The following is a 17381-nucleotide window of genomic DNA, read 5'->3' on the forward strand; positions in this document are numbered from 1 at the left end:
CCCTAAGCAGCCCGACGCGAAGGTGAGTGTCATGAACCCACTCATCGCTCTCGCAGCAACAAGCGCACTCCTCACCGGCAGTGTCGCCGCCCCCGAGGAGGTCGCGAAGCCGCCAGCCCAGGCAAGCGTCATCGGCTCGGCCCAGATCCGCTTCCACTACGTGCCGAACGACGACATACGTTTCCACTTCGACGTCCACGCAGCCCCGTTCACCAAGCCGACACCGGAAGCACCCAAGGGCCTGCCGACCGACGCCCGTGGCACAGTTCGCTTCTCCCACCGGATCGGCGACACGACGTACTTCGCTGACGCCGCAGTCGATTGCCTGCTCACCGGCGGCCCGTCCGCGACCCTGACCGCGCTCATCACGTCGACCTCGCACGGTCAACTGCCCAACGGCATGCGGGTCGGCTTCAGCGTCCTGGACGGAGACCAGGACCGCATGGGCTTCTCCTGGGGCTTGGCCGATGGCACCGATCTGCGCCCTTGCCTCGCCCCCGCACCGTTCGCCCCGGCGGTTCGGGGCGGTTTCACCGTTCGGCACGCTGACGTGCCATTTCCCCGCTGACGCGTCAGGGGCGAAATCGTGGGGACACGCAGGTCATTCGGTCGCTAGGGTTGTTGCGGAATCCGTCTGGGCAATTGAGGAGCACTGATGTCCATCACGATGACCGGAGCTTCCGTTCGCCCTTGGTGACCGCAGTCGCAGGCTTGTAACGCCGCGCGGGTAGAAGCAACGTCAGCACACATCCCGGTTGCCGGGGCGAGGCGACACGCGTCGCCGGTCCTTGGCGCTTTTGGCGTCTCCGTTCGCCTTTCCGGGAGTTCTGCTGTGTCCGCTCGTCAGACTGCCAATCGGAATGTCCGCCTGTTGAGCTGGTTCAACTTCTGCGGCGACTTCCGCATGTACGGGCCGATCATGGTGATCTACTTCGCCCAGGTCACTGGCTCGTTTACTGCTGCCGCCAGCCTCCTGACGGTGAAGATGCTGTCTTCGGCAGCGCTCGAAGTCCCTGCCGGAGTGCTCTCCGACCGCCTCGGCCGGCGCGGCACGATGATCGCCGGCGCCGTCGTCATGGTGGCCGCCCATCTCGGGTACGCCGGCGCCTCGGGCTACGGCCTCCTCCTGGTAGCTGTTGCGCTGGAAGGATTGGCGACCTCACTGTGGAGCGGCAACAACGAGGCTCTGCTCTACGAAACGTTGCTCGAAGCCGGCCGGGAGGAGGAGTTCTCCCGGCACTCAGGCCGGGTGAACTCGATGTTCCAGATCGCGCTTGCACTGGCGGCAGCCATAGGTGGCGTGCTCGCCGGCGCGTGGTCGCTGCGGGTGGTGGTCGTGCTGTCGGTTTTGCCGCAGGTGTTGTGCCTGCTCGTCGCCTTGGGGATTCGGGAACCGCGGGTGCGCGGTCCGCTGGAGTCGAACGTGCTGGCGCACCTCGGATCGGCTCTGCGCGGCATCCGCCGCAATCCGGTGCTCTGCAGGATGACTCTGGTGTCGGCACTTCGTCACAGCGGCGAAAGTGCGGCGCAGTTGTCGCCTGTTTTCGTGGCAGGGCTGTGGCCGCTCTGGGCGCTCGGCCTTTGGCGCACCTTCGGCCACTGCGTGTCGTTCGTCGGTTTCCGCCTCAGTGGCTGGGTGATCGGCCGGGTCGGCGCTGCCCGCACTCTGCTGTTCGGAGAGCTGTTCGACAACGCGGCCAACCTGGTGGCGCTGGTGAAGCCGACGGTGTTTTCGCCCTTACTGCTTGGGTCACCGGCTTACGGCATGTCGACGGTCGCCCAGCAAACGTTGCTGCAGCGCGAGTTCACCGACCGGGAACGCGCGACGATGGGCTCGCTTGCGTCGCTGCTCGGCAGCGTGCTCTACGCACTCGTCGCCCTGGGAGCCGGTCTGGTGGCAGACCGGTGGGGCATCGTTGCGGCGTTGTTCGCGATCCAGGCGGTGGTGCTGATCGCACTACCGCTCGCCTTGCGGGCAAGGCCCTAAGACGCGATCTGCCGCTGCCGCAACAGTTCGGCGGCGATCGAGTGGGGTGGCGCCGCCGCCTCGGACAGGGAAGCGTGCTCGACGATCGCGTCCAGGATGAACGCGGAATCAGCGGGCCGCGGGTACACGGCGTAGACCTGCCGCTGCCGCCCGTCGTCGACGTCCTTGAACCGGCCGGCGTCCGTGAGGGTTCCCTTGTGGGTCAAGTACGTCAGCAGGCCGCGGCGGTCGGCGATGCCGATGATCGAGTGCAGGGCGATCGCCTCCCAGACCCGGTCGATGTCCGCGGAGGAGACGCCGTGCTCCTTCAGCACTGGCACGGCCAGGTCCGCGCCCTCGACCTCGAACCGGGACTTGCCCCTCCCAAGAGGACCCAAGGCGAGGTCGTGCAGCACGCAGGCGGCGAACAGCAGGTCCTCGTCGTAGGCCGCGTCGTGCGTGGAACCTTCCTGCTCGGCGATCATGCGGGCGAACAGGAAGCTGCGGATGCTGTGGTCGGCGAGCGGCACGCTGACCGACTGCCGCGCCAGGGCGAGGCTCGCGTCGGCCAAGGCCCCGGTGGGCAGAGCGAGTGCGTTGTTCATGCTCGAACCGTATGAGCGGGCCGGGGCGCCGAACAGTGGCCCTAGCGCCACTCACCGCTATGATCGGGCCATGTCCGACCGTCATCGTGTCGCGGTGCTCGTCCTGCCCGGTGTGCCGGCGCTGGAGTTCGGGATCGCAACCCAGACCTTCACCGCCGACCTGCACTACGACGTGGTGATCTGCGCGGGCGATGGGCCAGGACCGGTGCCCAGCGCCGGTTTCACCGTCACCGCCACCGCCGGCCTCGGCGCGCTGACCGAGGCCGGGACCGTCATCGTTCCCGGCTACCAGGACATCGACACCGAGCCGCCGTCGAACGTCCTGGACGCGCTCCGAGCCGCGCATGACGCGGGCGCCCGCCTGGTCTCCATCTGCGTTGGAGCCTTCGCCCTCGCCGCCACCGGCCTGCTCGACGGACGGCCCGTGACCACGCACTGGCAGTTCGCCGACGAACTCCGCCGCCGCTACCCGAGGGTCGACGTCGTGCCGGACAAGATGTACGTCGACGACGGCGACATCCTCAGCTCCGCCGGCGTGACCGCGGGTCTCGACCTCTGCCTGCACCTGATCCGCCGCGATCAGGGCCCCGCCGCGGCCAACACCCGCGCACGTGCCCTCGTCGCCCCGCCGCGGCGCACCGGCGGTCAGGCGCAGTTCGTCGAACAGCTCCGCGCTGATGCGACCGGAGACCAGCTCACCCCGCTGCGGAACTGGATGCTCGAGCACCTCGCGGACGATCTCACCATTGACGTTCTCGCCCAACGTGCGCACGTGTCGCGGCGGACCCTGATCCGCCGCTTCCGCGACGAGACCGGCACGTCACCGATGGCCTGGCTGGCCGACGCGCGGGTCGACCGTGCCCGCGAACTGCTGGAGACGACCGCCATGCCGGTGGAACGGATCGGCCGCCTCACCGGGCTGGGCGCACCTTCCTCCGTGCGGGCGGCGTTCCACCGGCACATCGGCACCGCGCCGCAGGAGTACCGGGCGCTCTTCCGGCATGGCTGACGGTGCGGTCTTCACGAAGCTCAGCGATACCAGGACAACACGGTCCTCCTGTTGCGGCTGACCCACTCCGACGCGGCAAGATCCGGCGTGCGGCCCTGGCGGTTGATCGCGTAGTCCATCTCCGTCACCGCCGCGTTCCCCAGGTGCATCCGCGTGAGGGCACGGGTGGTCAACGGATCCAGCCGCAGCTCTCGTCGTGCCAGCAGGGTGGCGGTGTCCTTGCCGCGCAACAGGCCCTGAGGTTCGGCGAGTTCGCGGATGCGATGGATCTGGTGCAGGTGCTGGGGTTGCCAGAGCGGAACGACGACCCAGCGGCGTTCGGCGACGGCGGTCTCGAAGGCCTGTTCGCACTCCTGCTGAGTGCCGTTGCGGAACTCGTAGCCGAGCGCTTCCAGGTTGTAGGCGGCGAAGATCTCCCGCGAGAACCGGCTGATGCCCGCGCCGGGCCCGATGCCCTGCACGACCTTGGTCATGCGCGCCGCGACCTCAGGGGTGGTGAGGTCCGCGACCGAGCTGACCTGGTCGGCCGGGACGTAGTCCGGAACACCCCACAACGCATACGGTTCGTAGAGCTTGCCCATTTCACGGACGTGCTCCCGGATGGGCTCGACGTACCGGCCGTGACTGCCGGGCAGCCACGCCGACACGGCCAGGTCGATGTCGTGGCGACCGAACGCGGCGAACAGTTCCTCGTGCGGTGCCTCGGTGTCCTGAACCCGGTACCCGGCGCGCTTGAGCAACAACCGGACCACCGCGGCGCTCGCCCGGTGGAAGGAAAGGCCGATCGTGCCGAGCCGGACTGTCCGTGCCACACCTGTCGCGTTCGCTGGTGCGGCGCCGAAAACCGCGGTCGCGGCAGCTGCGGCGCTGACGCCGAGGATGTGACGGCGACTCAACGGTGCGTGCGTGTTCATGAACATGCGTCGCAACGTAGAGCGGAGGTGGTGGTTACGTGCAAGGCCGCAAGGTCACCTGGAGGTGACCCGAAGTTCGCTACTCCGCGTTCTGCTGCGGCGTTTTGACGGGGCCGGGGAAGAACATGTTGGTGGTGGCCTGGTACAGCGCGTAGTCGGGGCGTTTGCGCAGGCTGTAGTACTCGGCCGGGCGGGCACCGGTGTGCTTGGTCAGCGTCACGTACAGCGTCCAGGATGCAAGGAACAGGCCCAGGGTCAGCAGCACCCACACCAGCAGGTTGGTGTCCTGGAACCGGGCGAGCAGGGACGGCACCGCGAGCAGAACCAGGGCGTTCCACTGCATCCATTGGAAGAAGTAGTTCGGGTGCCTGCTGTAGCGCCACAACCCTCGATCACAGGTACCCCGCTCGCCGCGGGCGGCGAACCGCTGCTTCTGGCGATCGGCCACCGACTCGAGCACGTAGGACGCGGCCCACAAAACCAGGGCGGCGATGGACCAGACCGACAGCGGCCGCTGTTGATCGGCGGCGACGACGAACGCGGGGACGGCCAGCACCGACGCGTTCGCGAACCCCTGCAACCAGATCTCGTACTGGACGGACCACGTCTCGCTGCGGAACCCCTGCCGCTCCCAGCGTCGCCGCTGATACAGGTACCGGGGCAGTTCGACCTTGGGGGAGCCGGGAGTCCACCAGCCGTGCTTCACGGTCAGCACCAGGCTCCACAGTCCCATCCGCGCTCCCATGGCGAGATAGGCGACCGCGATCGCGACCGTCACCGCGCTGAGCTCGTCGGCCGTGAACAAGGTGACCAGGCCGATGCCCACCAGGCCCCACGGCCAGGCCACGTCGACGTACGACACGTGCCGGGTGAGGTACCCCGGGATGGCCGCCGCCACGGTGAACAGCGCGACCTGCACCACGAGGTTCCACCAGGCAGGCCCCGCGGTGGCCGGGGCCAGCAGCAACGCCACGCCTACCAGGGCGAACGGCAGCACTCCCCAGACCCGTTGCATGCCGTCCTCCTCGCGCAGCGTGAGACATTCCGTCTGAATGTCTCAGTGAGACACTTTATACATGCTGTCTCACGCCGCGGCCAACGTGAACCTGACCACCGAGCCCGAGGTGGATCCGGTCATCGCCCATGCGCTCCGGCAGTTCCTTCGCGAGAGCCGCATCGACATGGGCGACCTCGCCACCGAGGCCGGCATCGGCCGAGCCACCCTCTACCGCCGCTACGGCGATCGCGACCGCGTCCTGGGCGAGGTGCTGTGGGCCGTCACGCAACGGGCGTGGGCACGGCTGTGGCAGGCCAGCCCGCAGCGCGGCATGGCGAGGGTGATCGCGGTACTGGACCAGGCGATGCGCGACACCGTCGCCTCGCCGGCTCTGCGTGCCCTGCTCGAACGCGACCCCGAAACCGCGCTGCGGGTGCTGACCTCCCAGCAGGGGGTGGTGCAACACCGCCTCGTGACCGGACTCGCCGACCTCATCCGCGCCGAACGCGGCGACGACACGTCAGAAATCCCGCTGACCAAGCTGGCCTACGCCGTGGTCCGGCTCGCCGAGTCCTTCTGCTACTCCGACGTGATCACGGGCGTCCCACCGGACATCGACACCGCCACCGAGGTCATTCGGAAACTCCTGGCCTAGTGGTTGTACATCGTTTCCAGCGCGGCGCGGCGGGTGGTGACGTCGTCAGAATCGTCGCCGAAGACGAGCAGGTGCACCGTGGTCTGCTTGACCGGGTTGTCGGTGCGGCGGGTGTCGTGCCCGCCGGTGACGAGGAGCCCGCCGCGCAGCAGCGCAGGCCGCAGGGCGGCGAGCAATGCGGCGATGGGGGCGGTGGTGGTCAGTTTCGTGGACTCCGACGGGCGGTCGAGGGCGTCGGGGCGGATGGTGTGCAGCGCCAGCAGCGGGATGGACCCGCTGGTGATGCGGAAGTTGAGGTCGAGCATGACGAGTCTGCCGTCGTGGGTCTGGGCGCAGTCGAGGCTGCACATGCCGCGGTAGCCGACGTCGGCGGCGCGCTGGGCGATCGCCAGGCATTCGGTGAGCAGGTCGGCGGGGAGCGGGACGACGAGCCCGAAGCGGCCGCCGGTGTAGATGCCGTCGGCGTCGATGCGCTGGTCGGTCACGGCGAGCAGGCGGGCCTCGCCGTCGGCGGCGACGTAGAGCTGGACGCCCCAGTTGCGGTGGATGCTCAGGTATTCCTCGACGACCACCTCGTCGAGGATGTCGGTGAACGCGGGCAGGGTCACCAGGTCGCCGGCTCGGTGCAGGTAGACGTCGAGGCTCGCGCCGTGAGCGGCGTTGGTGGCGGCCTTCAGAACCCAGGACTTCTCTGCGGGGGTGGCTTCGGCCAGTTCGTCCATGGTGACGATCTGGCGAAGGGCTTGGAAGCGGGGAGCGACGAACGTGCTGATGCTCGCCTTGTTGTTGAGGTAGCCCACCAGTTCGGCGCTTTTCACGGAGCGTTCGTCGACGTGCAGGCTGGTGGGCTGCGGGTATTCCATGGACAGGCGCAGTCCGTCGCTGAGGGCTTCGGTGACGCGGAGGGCGAACTCGGCTTCGGTGCGGAACTCGCGCGGGTCGGTGCCGACGGGCAGGCCGCCGTCGCGCATGGCGGCGATCAGGTTGGGTTCGGTGCCGCCCGCGCTGCTGATGACGGGGGTGTCGGCGGCGACGGCGAGGGGGCGGGCGGAGAGGACGTCGCGGGTGTTCCGATGCCTGCTCGACGGCACCGCCGGTTCCTGGGCAGGGCGTGCGCAGACGGCGATGTCGGGGCCGTAGATGTCGGTGAGGGAGCGGGGGGCGGCCAGGGTCGACGTGAGCGCGGAAACGGTGATGGGAGAGCTCCCTTGTGGGGTTGTTCGTGGGCCCGGTCCTGGGCGTGGAACGGTGGGAAAGTCCGGGAGCGGTGAAACGCGCCTGGAAGAGGCGGCGTCCGCGCCGGGATGAAGGCGCGCCTCCGAGGCGCGCGTATACGTCAACTGTCTCACGTTTCGCGGGGCCTCGGGTGATGCCGGCGGCGCGAGTGTGGCGCCAGCGCTAGTTCGGAGTCGGCTGGGTCATTCCCGCGCCGCAGTTGTTGCAGAAACGGCCCGTCTGGTTGCCCGCTCCGCAGGCTCCGCACATGAGGCCGTGCACGGTGCCCGGCATGCCGGCCGCGGGTTCGGTGAAGGATCCCGCATGCTGCCCCACCGGTACGAGCGCACGCGCTCTCCGGGTTCGCAGCACGACCAGTCCGACGCCGGCCGCAACGACCATCGCGGCCACCGCGATGATCAGCGCCCACAGCCACACCGGCACACTCCCGGTTTTCTGGGTGTCTTGGGGAACGTCAGGTGCGGGGGCCACCCTGGCGGCCACCAGCGGTACGCCCAGGGACTGGAACCACTGCCGGGTGAAGTCCGTGCCCGTGACGAAGTTGAACGGTTGGTTCTCGCCCACCGGGAAGAAGGAATTCACGCCGATCACGTTGCCCGTCGCCCGCTCCACGGTCGGCCCGCCGGACATTCCCTTGCTGACCGGGGCGCTGATCTGGATCTGCGGTACGCCGGCCTGGCTGCGACCCGAGTCGTTGCTGACGTCACCGCTCTCGAAGCTGGCGTGCTGGTGGACGGGATCCGAAACCCGGTCGACTGAACTCGGCCAGCCGACCGCGAGCACTTCGGTCTGCTTCTTCGGTGTCTCAGTGGCGAATGCGAGCGCGGTCGCGTTGGACACCTCGGCCTTGAGGAGAACTGTGTCGCCGTTCGCGTGCGTCCTGAACCCCAAGATTGGAACAACGATGGGACCGTCCGTGATGACCGCCCCTTTGATTCCTTTCGGTTGGTACGCAGAGACTTTCTGACTCGGAGGATCGCTCTCGATGTTGCCGTGGATCTTCCAGGCGCTCAGGTCGCTGGCCATGATCTCCTTGGCGGTCGCCTCGGTGATCATGTTGTCCTTGACGTTCTCGGCCAGGAAGGCCGCGATGATGTCGTTGCGGACCAGGGCGGGCTCGACGCAGTGGCCGGCCGACGCGATGTGGCCCGACTCGCTGATGAAGAAACCGCTGCACGCCGAGGCGACCGTGAAAGCCTTGGTGGAGTTCACCATTGCGGTGCCGTTGTAGTACTCGACCTTGGCCGTCGTCTCCACGTAGAGGCGCACCATGGCGGCTTCGACGAGCGCGGTGACGTCGCCGTTCACGGCACCGTTGTTGATTGGCTGAGCTGATGCTGTCGCTGCCGTGGGCAGGAGGCTGAGGCTTGCGACGACCACACCGGTCAGGATCTTGTTACGCGCCGCTTTCGCGCCTGGGAGATCGTTCCGGCGACCATAGTCCGTATGGGTCCACACGGCGCGCCTCCTGACACTTCGAGAATTACGTTGTGCTCAATGGCATCGTCCTGTCTAGGCGTTTTGTGTCTTCTCGTCACTCATTTGGCCTAATTTGGTCACGGGTCGGTTCCGCGGAAAGCGCTTGCCCGTTATGGCACCGTGACAAGCATGGTTTACCGCAAATTTACGCAGTGCCATCGATCCGCGAAATACCGGAGCGCCACCGTCATACCTGTCGATCGACAGATATTCCGCCCGGTCTCTCGGAGGACCCATGAGCACGTCTCTCAGTGACACCCCGGGATACGCCCAGGAGCTGCGCAGGGGAGTGGGAACGTTCTCGTCCTTCGCGGCGGGGTTCTCCTTCGTCTCGATCCTCACCACGGTGTTCCAGCTCTTCGGGCTGGGCTTCGGGCTCGGTGGCGCCTCGTTCTTCTGGGCCTGGCCACTGGTCTTCGCCGGGCAGCTGCTGGTGGCCCTGTGCTTCGCCGAGCTCGCGGCGCGGTGGCCGGTCTCGGGCGCGATCTTCCAGTGGTCGGGCCGTCTGGCGGGGACGACCGCGGGCTGGTTCGCCGGCTGGGTCATGGTCATCGGGCAGATCCTCACCGTCGCGGCCGCCGCGATCGCGATCCAGGTCGTCCTGCCGAGCATCTGGTCCGGGTTCCAGATCGTCGGAGGAGCCGGTGCGGACTCCGCGGTGAGCTCGCCGACCGGTGCGCAGAACGCGGTCCTGCTCGGCGTGATCCTGCTCGTGATCACGACGATCGTGAACATCGCCGGGATCCGGCACATGGCCGCGGCCACGAGCGTTGGTGTCACGATCGAGATCGTCGCGGTCATCGCGTTGGTGTTCGCCCTGTTCGTCTTGCCCGAGCGTGGTCCTGGGGTCGTGTTCACGCACGAGGGCTGGGCAGGCGACGGCAGCTATCTCCCGGCATTCCTGGCCTCGGCGCTGATGGCCGCGTATGTGATGGTGGGGTTCGACTCTGCGGGTGAACTGGCCGAGGAGACCCACTCGCCGCGGCGGACGACCCCGCGGACCATCCTGCACGCGCTCATCGCGTCCGCCATCGGTGGAGCGCTGCTCATCATCGGCGCGCTGATGGCTGCACCGAGTCTGACCGATGGCAACCTGGCGACCGGCGGGCTCTCGTGGGTGCTCACCGAACGCCTGGGCGGTGTCCTGGGCCGCCTGTTCCTGTGTTGTGTCGCCGTGGCGGTGTTCGCGTGCACGCTGGCCATCCAGACTGCCGGCGCGCGGATGATCTACTCGATGGCCAGGGACAAGGCGTTCCCGTTCCACCGGCAGCTCAGCAAGGTGTCGCCGCGCACCGGCACCCCGGTCGGCGCCTCGATCGTGGTCGGCGTCGGTGCGGCGATCGCACTCGTGGTCAACATCGGTCAGTCCGCGATCTTCACCGCGCTGTCGAGCCTCTGCATCGCGATGCTCTACCTCGCGTACCTGGGCGTGACGCTCCCGATGCTCATCCTCCGGTTCCGCAAGACCTGGCCCAGAGGCGTTGACGAGCAAGGAAAACCGCTGTTCAGCCTGGGTCGCTGGGGCATTCCGCTGAACGCCCTCGCCGTCGTCTACCAGATCGGCATGGCGGTCAACCTGTTGTGGCCGCGCCCGGAGATCTACGACCTCACCGGTGAGACCTGGTGGCTGCGCTGGAGTGCACTGCTCGTGGTCGCTCTCAGTCTCGCGGCGGGCGCCGGGTACCTCCTCTTCAAACACCGGGTGCACGGACGGATCGAGCTGCGTCACGTCCCGCACAGCGCACAGGAGGCCTGAGTGACCGACTCCGTTCTCAACGCCAGGGCGGACGCTCGCGCACGAGGCGGGCAGACGAGCGACTGGATGCCCTACCTGCCGGCGTCGTCGAGCCCGTATCGGCCTGCGGGAGTGGAAGCGCTCACCTGGGCGGAAACCGTTGCCCCTGGCGGATACACGCACAAGGTGCTCGCCAGGGGCACCCGGATCAGGTTCGACGACCCCGCTGGTGACGCGTGCGCGCACGTGATCGTCTACAACGCGCTGGAACCGGTCGAGCGGCTCAACGTCGCGGACACCATGAAGATCCCCTGGCAGGCGTACCTCGGCGCCGGGCACCCGTTGCTGTCGGGCGACGGCCGGGTGCTCGCGACGATCGTTGACGACACGTCCGGACACCACGACGCGTTCTGCGGAACGAGCACCGAGACGTGGAACCAGCAGAAGTACGGCGACGCCAGGCCGGAAGGGCCGTCCCCGGCGGGCCGTTCGCTGTTCGTCAAGGCCGCGGCCAAACATGGACTCACGCCGCGCGACCTCCCGCCGAGTGTGTCCTTCTTCCAAGGAATCCAGGTCGACGCCGACGGAGCCTTCGAGTGGAAGGGATCGGCGGGGGAGGGCACCTCGGTCGAACTGCTGGCAGAACTGCCGTTGCTGATCCTGGTGGCCAACGTGCCGCACCCGCTGGACCCTCGCCCGGACTACGAGGTCGGCCCTCTCCGCGTGCACGCCTGGCGGGCCGGACCGACCGGGCCGGACGACGAGCGTTTCCACGCCACGCCGGAACTGCACCGGGCCTACCTCAACACCATCGACTACGCGGAGGCACGAGGACTGTGACCAGCTCGGTTCCCGTCGGGGCCACGTTCGCCCCCGACTCGCCCCTCGACTGGTCGGAGTCACTCGTCGCGGGCGAGTTGCTGCTGGACGAACGGGTCGCTCCCAACACTTCCTGGTCCGCTGTGGTGAAGGCAGGCCACGTTCTGACCATTGTGGACGTCGGCGGCAACCAGTCGGGAGACTGCCTGCTCTACAACGCGGCGGACACCGAGGAGCGCTACAGCGTGCCGGACACGCTGGCCTGGCAGGGCAACGCCTACGTCCGCACGGGCACGGTGCTGCGCAGCAACCTGGGCAGCCCGCTGATGACCGTCGTCGGCAACGAGATCGACCGGCAGGACACCATCGGCGGCGCCTGCTCGAAGGAGTCCAACACGCTGCGGTACGGCCATCACGTCATGTTCCACCACGGGTGCCGGGAGAACTTCCTGTCCGAGGGCCAGAAACACGGCCTTGGCCTGCGCGACCTCGTGTCCAACCTCAACTGGTTCATGAACGTCCCGGTCGAGGCGGACGGCGCGCTCGGCATCGTCGACGGGATGTCCGCGCCCGGCAAGCGGGTCGCGGTGCGTGCCGACATGGACGTGCTCGTGCTGGTCTCGAACTGCCCCCAGATGAACAACCCGTGCAACGACTTCAACCCGACGCCGCTGCGCATGATCGTGGTGGCGCCATGACGTCGTTCGACGTCGTGCTGGTCGCCAACCGGGGCGAGATCGCGCGCCGGATCATCCGCACGGCGCACGCGCTGGGCATGAAGGCGGTCGCGGTCTACTCCGACGCCGACCGCGCCGCGCCGCACGTGCGGGAGGCCGACACCGCGATCCGGCTCGGTCCCGCTCCCGCGCGGGAGAGCTACCTGCGGGCCGACGCGATCATCGAGGCCGCGCTCGCCAGCGGTGCTGGGATGATCCACCCCGGCTACGGGTTCCTGTCCGAGAGCGCCGCGTTCGCTCGTGATGTCGAGGCGGCGGGCCTGCGGTTCGTCGGCCCGGCGTCCGAGCAGATCGCCGCGTTCGGGGAGAAGCACACCGCCCGGGAGATCGCGCGCCGCGCGGGCGTGCCCATGCTCGCCGGGACCGGGCTGCTGTCGTCCGCCGACGAGGCGGTGGCCGCGGCCGAACGGATCGGGCTGCCCGTGATGGTCAAGGCGACCGGGGGAGGCGGCGGCATCGGCATGCAGGCCTGCGCCACCGCCGACGAGGTCAGCGAGGCGTTCGAGCGTGTCGCTTTGCTGGCACAGCAGAACTTCGGCGCCGCGGGGGTGTTCCTGGAACGGCTGGTGCGCCCGGCTCGTCACGTCGAGGTGCAGCTCTTCGGTGACGGTCTCGGCCGCGTCGCGGTGATCGGCGACCGCGACTGCTCGTTGCAGCGCCGCAACCAGAAGGTCGTCGAGGAGGCACCCGCTCCGGCCCTGCCCGACCACGTTCGCTCCGAGCTGCACTCCTCGGCGCGGGACCTGGCCGCGTCGGTGCGCTACCGCAGTGCCGGCACCGTCGAGTTCATCTACGACCCGGTCCGCCAGAAGGCGTCGTTCCTGGAGGTCAACACGCGGCTGCAGGTCGAACACCCGGTGACCGAGATGGTCTTCGGCGTCGACCTGGTCGAGCTGATGTTGCGGCTGGCCCGGGACGGCGCGGACGGTCTGCCGGATCGCGTCTTCGAGGATCCGTGGGTGCCGGACGGGCACGCCGTCGAGGCCCGCGTCTACGCAGAGGATCCGGCGAAGGAGTCGCTGCCGTCGGCGGGGCTGGTGACACGAGCAGTCTTCCCCGATGATCTTGCCGGGGTCCGGGTCGACGGCTGGATCGAGACCGGGCTGGAGGTCTCGCCGCACTACGACCCGATGCTGGCCAAGGTGATCGCCGCGGGACCCACCAGGGACGCCGCACTGGACCTCCTCGGTGAGGCGCTGGACGGATCGCGCGTCGACGGCGTCGTCACCAACCTCGGGCTGTTGCGCGCACTCACCGGCTCCGACGACGTGCGGGCCGCCGTGCACTCGACGTCCACCCTCGATCGCACCGCCGATCCCGATCCCCGCGTCGACGTCCTCGTGCCGGGGACCATGACGACGGTGCAGGACCTGCCGGGCCGGGTCGGGTACTGGCAGGTCGGTGTGCCGCCCAGCGGTCCGTTCGACCCGGTCTCGCTGACGGAGGCGAACCTCGCGGTCGGCAATCCCGCCACCGCGCCGGGCTTGGAGATCACGGCGGCCGGGCCGACGCTGAGGTTCTCGGTGCCGTCCGTCGTCTGTCTCACCGGCGCGCCCGTGGAGTCCTTTGTAGACGACAAGCCTGTCGCGCAGTGGGAACCGGTCGACGTTCCCGCCGGCGGCACCCTGAGGATCGGCACCGCCGCCGGTCCTGGCCTGCGCACCTACCTCGCGGTGCGCGGTGGCATCGACGTGCCCGCCTACCTCGGCAGCGCCGCGACGTTCACCCTGGGCGGGTTCGGCGGTCACGCCGGTCGTGCGCTGCTCGCCGGTGACGTGCTGCGCCTGGGTTCACCGGACGCGGCGGAGAACCCGGGCCTGACCACGATCGGTGGCCCGACGCCGGCGCACCGCCGTCCCGCGCTCACGAGCACGTGGCAGATCGCGGTCACCGAAGGACCGCACGGGGCACCGGAGTTCTTCACCCGCGCGGACCTGGATTCCTTCTACGCGGCCGATTTCAAGGTGCACCACAACTCGGCGCGCACCGGTGTCCGGCTGATCGGACCCAGGCCGGCCTGGGCCAGGCCCGACGGTGGTGAAGCGGGGCTGCATCCGTCGAACATCCACGACACGCCGTATGCCGTCGGCGCCATCGACTTCACCGGCGACACACCGGTCATCCTCGGTCCCGACGGGCCGTCACTGGGCGGGTTCGTCTGCCCGGCCGTGGTCGCGAGCGGCGACCTGTGGAAGGTCGGGCAACTGCGTCCCGGCGACACGGTGCGCTTCGTACGGGTGCGCGAGGCTGACGCTTCCGGGCCGTACGTCGTGTCCGCTGGTGGCGACGATGACGACGGCGTCCTGGGCCGGCTGGAGGAGACGGACGACCGGCCGTCCGTGACCTATCGCCGTGACGGCGACAGCAACGTGCTCGTCGAGTACGGGCCGATGAAACTCGACCTCGCCTTGCGCATGCGCGTGCACGCACTCCAGGAAACCATTGCGGTACATGGTCTGGACGTCGTCATCGACGTCACCCCCGGCATCCGTTCGTTGCAGGTCCACACCGATCCTTCGCGCTTGAAGGCCTCGGACGTCGCACGGTTGCTCCAGGAACTCGAAGCCGAGGTGCCGCCCACGCAGGATCTCGTGGTGCCGTCTCGGACGGTCCGGTTGCCGCTGAGCTGGGACGACCCCGCCACGAGACTGGCGATCGAGCGGTACATGGCCGGCGTGCGCTCGGACGCGCCGTGGACGCCGTGGAACATCGAGTTCATCCGCCGCATCAACGGTCTGGAGTCGGTGGACGACGTCTACCGGACGGTGTTCGACGCCTCGTATCTGGTGCTGGGCCTCGGTGACGTCTACCTCGGCGCCCCGGTGGCGACGCCGCTCGATCCCCGGCATCGGCTGGTGACGACGAAGTACAACCCCGCGCGGACGTGGACGGCGGAGAACTCGGTCGGCATCGGCGGCGCCTACCTGTGCATCTACGGCATGGAAGGGCCCGGCGGCTACCAGTTCGTCGGCCGCACCGTGCAGGTGTGGAACCGTTACCGCCGTGGAGGGTTGTTCGCGGAGCATCCGTGGGCGCTGCGCTTCTTCGACCGGATCGAGTGGTACCCGGTCGAAGCGGACGAACTGCTGGAGCTCCGCGCCGAGACCGACGCCGGACGCGGCGACTTCGAGACGATCGACGGAACGTTCTCGATCGCCGACCACCTCCGGTTCCTCGACGACAACGCGGACGACATCGCGGCTTTCCGCGCGCAGCAGACGGCGGCCTTCGAAGCGGAGAAGCAACGCTGGCGTCTCGCCGGTGAGTTCGACCGGCACGACGAACCGGCGGAGGTCACCGCGCAGGAGGTGACGCTGCCCGCAGGCACAGTCGCCGTGACCGCACCGTTCACCGCGACCGTGTGGCGGCTCGTCGGTGAGCTGGGAACGCTGGTGGGAGAAGGAGATCCGGTCCTCACCGTGGAAACGATGAAGATGGAGGCCAAGGTGACCGCACCCGTCACGGGCAGGCTGGTCGAGCTCTACGTGAGTCCCGGCGACCAGGTCGATCCTGGCCAGATCCTCGCGGCGGTGCGGCCGTGATGCCCGATCCGGTAGCCGCGGTCGAGGCGACGTACGACCGGATGGACGTGGTCGACCGGTCCGAGATCTGGGTGACGCGGCGCCACCGCGAGGACGCGGTCTCGGAGGCGAAGGAGATCGCCGCGCAGTTGGCCGCGGGCGAGAACCTCCCGCTGGCGGGCAAGGTGATCGCGGTCAAGGACAACATCGACGTGGCGGGGCTGCCGACCACCGCGGCCGCGCACTCGTACCTCTACCGGCCGGACGCCGATGCCACGGCGGTCGCACGGCTGCGGGCTGCGGGTGCTGTGGTGGTCGGGAAGACCAACCTCGACCAGTTCGCGACCGGACTGGTCGGCACCAGGAGCCCGTACGGCGCGGTCCGCAACGCCTGGGACCCGGCCAGGATCTCCGGAGGTTCCTCCGCGGGCTCCGCGGTCGCCGTCGCGCTCGGCATCGTCGATGCCGCGCTGGGCACCGACACCGCGGGCTCCGGCCGAGTCCCGGCGGCGCTGAACGGTGTCATCGGGGTGAAGCCGACGAAGGGGCTCGTCCCCGTCACCGGTGTCGTGCCCGCGTGCTACTCCCTGGACTGCGTCACGGTTTTCGCCCGCGATCTCGGCCTCGCGCGGCTGACCGCGGAGCTCATGTCCGGGCCGGACGCGGCGGATCCGCTGTCCCGCGAAGCCCGCGCGGACGTCGTGCTCCCGCCGAGGCCGCGGGTCGCCGTGCCGACGAGCGAACACCTGGCGGACATGGCACCCGGCTGGCGCGAGGCCTTCGCGGCCGCGGTGGCGAGCGTGGCCGCCGGGGGAGTGGAGATCGTCGAGGTCGACGTCGCACCGCTGCTGGAAGCCTCGAAGTTGTTGTACGGCGGCGCGTTCGTCGCCGAGCGCTACGCCGCCGTGGGCGCCCACATCGAGTCGCACCGCGACCTGATCGGCACCGACCTCGACCCCACCGTGGCCTCGATCATCCTGGCGGGAGCGGCTCCGTCGGCCGCGCAGTGGGCCGAGGACACCGCCACGCTCGCCCGTCTCGGCGCGGCGGGACGGGCCCTGCTTGCCGGGTGTGACGCGCTGCTCACCCCGACCACAACCAGCCATCCCACGCTGGACGAGGTGGCTGCCGACCCGATCGGCGTCAACAGCCGGTTGGGCCGCTTCACCAATTTCGCCAACCTGCTCGACCTCGCCTCGCTCGCGGTGCCGGCGGGGTTCGTCGACGGCTTGCCGTTCGGGGTGATGTTCACCGGTCCCGCGTTCAGCGATCGCGCCCTGGCCCGGCTCGCGGAGAGCCTGCTCGCACCCTCGCTCGAGCTGTTCGTCGTGGGCGCGCACCTCAGCGGCCAGCCCCTGAACAACCAGCTGGTGCAGGCCGGCGGTTCCCTGGTCCGTCCGGCCCGGACCGCCGAGACGTACCGGTTGCGGGCACTGGCCACGACACCGCCCAAGCCCGGCCTTGTTCGCGTGCCGGAAGGCGGTTCGGGTGTCGAGGGCGAGGTCTGGCGGCTGCCGGCGGCAGGTTTCGGCACCTTCGTCGCCGCGGTGCCGCCACCGATGGTCATCGGCACCGTCGAGCTCTCCGACGGTTCCAGCGTCTCAGGCTTTCTGGCCGAACCGTGGGCGCTCGAGGGCACCGAGGACATCACCGAGTTCGGCGGATGGCGCGGCTACCTCGCGGCACGACCATGATCAGGGACAATGGC

At 68.9% G+C, this 17381-nt stretch carries 14 protein-coding genes; 9 read left to right on the forward strand and 5 right to left on the reverse strand.

The features are described 5' to 3' along the window. The first annotated feature begins 31 nt into the window (after window positions 1-31). Both ACIA8G_RS05000 and ACIA8G_RS05005 read left to right on the forward strand, forming a co-directional pair. A complete protein-coding gene (locus ACIA8G_RS05000) occupies window positions 32-568 on the forward strand; it encodes a hypothetical protein (protein ID WP_396416941.1) in 537 nt (178 codons plus the stop codon). A 303-nt stretch (window positions 569-871) separates the two neighbouring features. Beyond that, window positions 872-1987 (forward strand): MFS transporter, encoded by a 1116-nt coding sequence (locus ACIA8G_RS05005; RefSeq protein ID WP_396416942.1) that lies wholly within the window; start codon window positions 872-874, stop codon window positions 1985-1987. Here ACIA8G_RS05005 and ACIA8G_RS05010 read toward each other — a convergent pair. Further along, complete coding sequence (locus tag ACIA8G_RS05010) at window positions 1984-2571, reverse strand: HD domain-containing protein (RefSeq protein ID WP_396416943.1); 588 nt, start codon at window positions 2569-2571, stop codon at window positions 1984-1986. The genes ACIA8G_RS05005 and ACIA8G_RS05010 overlap by 4 nt on opposite strands. 70 nt (window positions 2572-2641) lie before the next feature. On the opposite strand from ACIA8G_RS05010, the gene ACIA8G_RS05015 reads away from it, so the two are divergent. After that, a complete protein-coding gene (locus ACIA8G_RS05015; RefSeq protein ID WP_396416944.1) occupies window positions 2642-3580 on the forward strand; it encodes a GlxA family transcriptional regulator in 939 nt (312 codons plus the stop codon). Between the two features lie 20 nt (window positions 3581-3600). Here ACIA8G_RS05015 and ACIA8G_RS05020 read toward each other — a convergent pair whose 3' ends face one another. Both ACIA8G_RS05020 and ACIA8G_RS05025 read right to left on the reverse strand, forming a co-directional pair. Next, complete coding sequence (locus tag ACIA8G_RS05020; RefSeq protein WP_396416945.1) at window positions 3601-4500, reverse strand: glycine betaine ABC transporter substrate-binding protein; 900 nt, start codon at window positions 4498-4500, stop codon at window positions 3601-3603. 73 nt (window positions 4501-4573) lie between these two features. Continuing rightward, window positions 4574-5509 carry a DUF1295 domain-containing protein gene (locus tag ACIA8G_RS05025; protein WP_396416946.1) on the reverse strand — a complete coding sequence of 312 codons (936 nt, stop codon included), beginning with the start codon at window positions 5507-5509 and terminating at the stop codon, window positions 4574-4576. 61 nt (window positions 5510-5570) lie between these two features. Here ACIA8G_RS05025 and ACIA8G_RS05030 point away from each other — a divergent pair, with 61 nt between their 5' ends. Continuing rightward, window positions 5571-6146: a QsdR family transcriptional regulator gene (locus tag ACIA8G_RS05030; RefSeq protein ID WP_396416947.1), complete on the forward strand. Its 576-nt coding sequence runs from the start codon at window positions 5571-5573 to the stop codon at window positions 6144-6146. On the opposite strand, the gene ACIA8G_RS05035 is transcribed toward ACIA8G_RS05030, so the two are convergent. Both ACIA8G_RS05035 and ACIA8G_RS05040 read right to left on the reverse strand, forming a co-directional pair. After that, window positions 6143-7237 carry a hypothetical protein gene (locus ACIA8G_RS05035; protein WP_396416948.1) on the reverse strand — a complete coding sequence of 365 codons (1095 nt, stop codon included), beginning with the start codon at window positions 7235-7237 and terminating at the stop codon, window positions 6143-6145. The two genes, ACIA8G_RS05030 and ACIA8G_RS05035, sit on opposite strands and share 4 nt — an antisense overlap. 307 nt (window positions 7238-7544) lie before the next feature. Continuing rightward, complete coding sequence (locus tag ACIA8G_RS05040; RefSeq protein WP_396416949.1) at window positions 7545-8690, reverse strand: trypsin-like peptidase domain-containing protein; 1146 nt, start codon at window positions 8688-8690, stop codon at window positions 7545-7547. A 406-nt stretch (window positions 8691-9096) separates the two neighbouring features. Here ACIA8G_RS05040 and ACIA8G_RS05045 point away from each other — a divergent pair, with 406 nt between their 5' ends. Genes ACIA8G_RS05045 through ACIA8G_RS05065 form a run of 5 tightly spaced genes read left to right on the forward strand, consistent with a single transcriptional unit; the run spans window position 9097 to window position 17367 of the window. Then, complete coding sequence (locus tag ACIA8G_RS05045) at window positions 9097-10617, forward strand: APC family permease (protein ID WP_396416950.1); 1521 nt, start codon at window positions 9097-9099, stop codon at window positions 10615-10617. Then, window positions 10618-11436 carry an urea amidolyase associated protein UAAP1 gene (locus tag ACIA8G_RS05050; protein ID WP_396416951.1) on the forward strand — a complete coding sequence of 273 codons (819 nt, stop codon included), beginning with the start codon at window positions 10618-10620 and terminating at the stop codon, window positions 11434-11436. Continuing rightward, entirely contained in the window at window positions 11433-12113 is a 681-nt protein-coding gene (locus tag ACIA8G_RS05055; protein ID WP_396416952.1) for an urea amidolyase associated protein UAAP2, read from the forward strand. The genes ACIA8G_RS05050 and ACIA8G_RS05055 overlap by 4 nt, the downstream gene beginning before the upstream one ends. Next, a complete protein-coding gene (gene uca / locus ACIA8G_RS05060) occupies window positions 12110-15694 on the forward strand; it encodes an urea carboxylase (protein WP_396416953.1) in 3585 nt (1194 codons plus the stop codon). The genes ACIA8G_RS05055 and uca overlap by 4 nt, the downstream gene beginning before the upstream one ends. Next, window positions 15694-17367: an allophanate hydrolase gene (locus ACIA8G_RS05065; protein ID WP_396416954.1), complete on the forward strand. Its 1674-nt coding sequence runs from the start codon at window positions 15694-15696 to the stop codon at window positions 17365-17367. Before uca ends, ACIA8G_RS05065 begins: the two co-directional genes overlap by 1 nt. The last annotated feature ends 14 nt before the right edge of the window (window positions 17368-17381 follow it).

Origin of the sequence: Lentzea sp. NPDC051213 (assembly GCF_044455585.1) — a bacterium.
Lineage (GTDB): Bacteria > Actinomycetota > Actinomycetes > Mycobacteriales > Pseudonocardiaceae > Lentzea.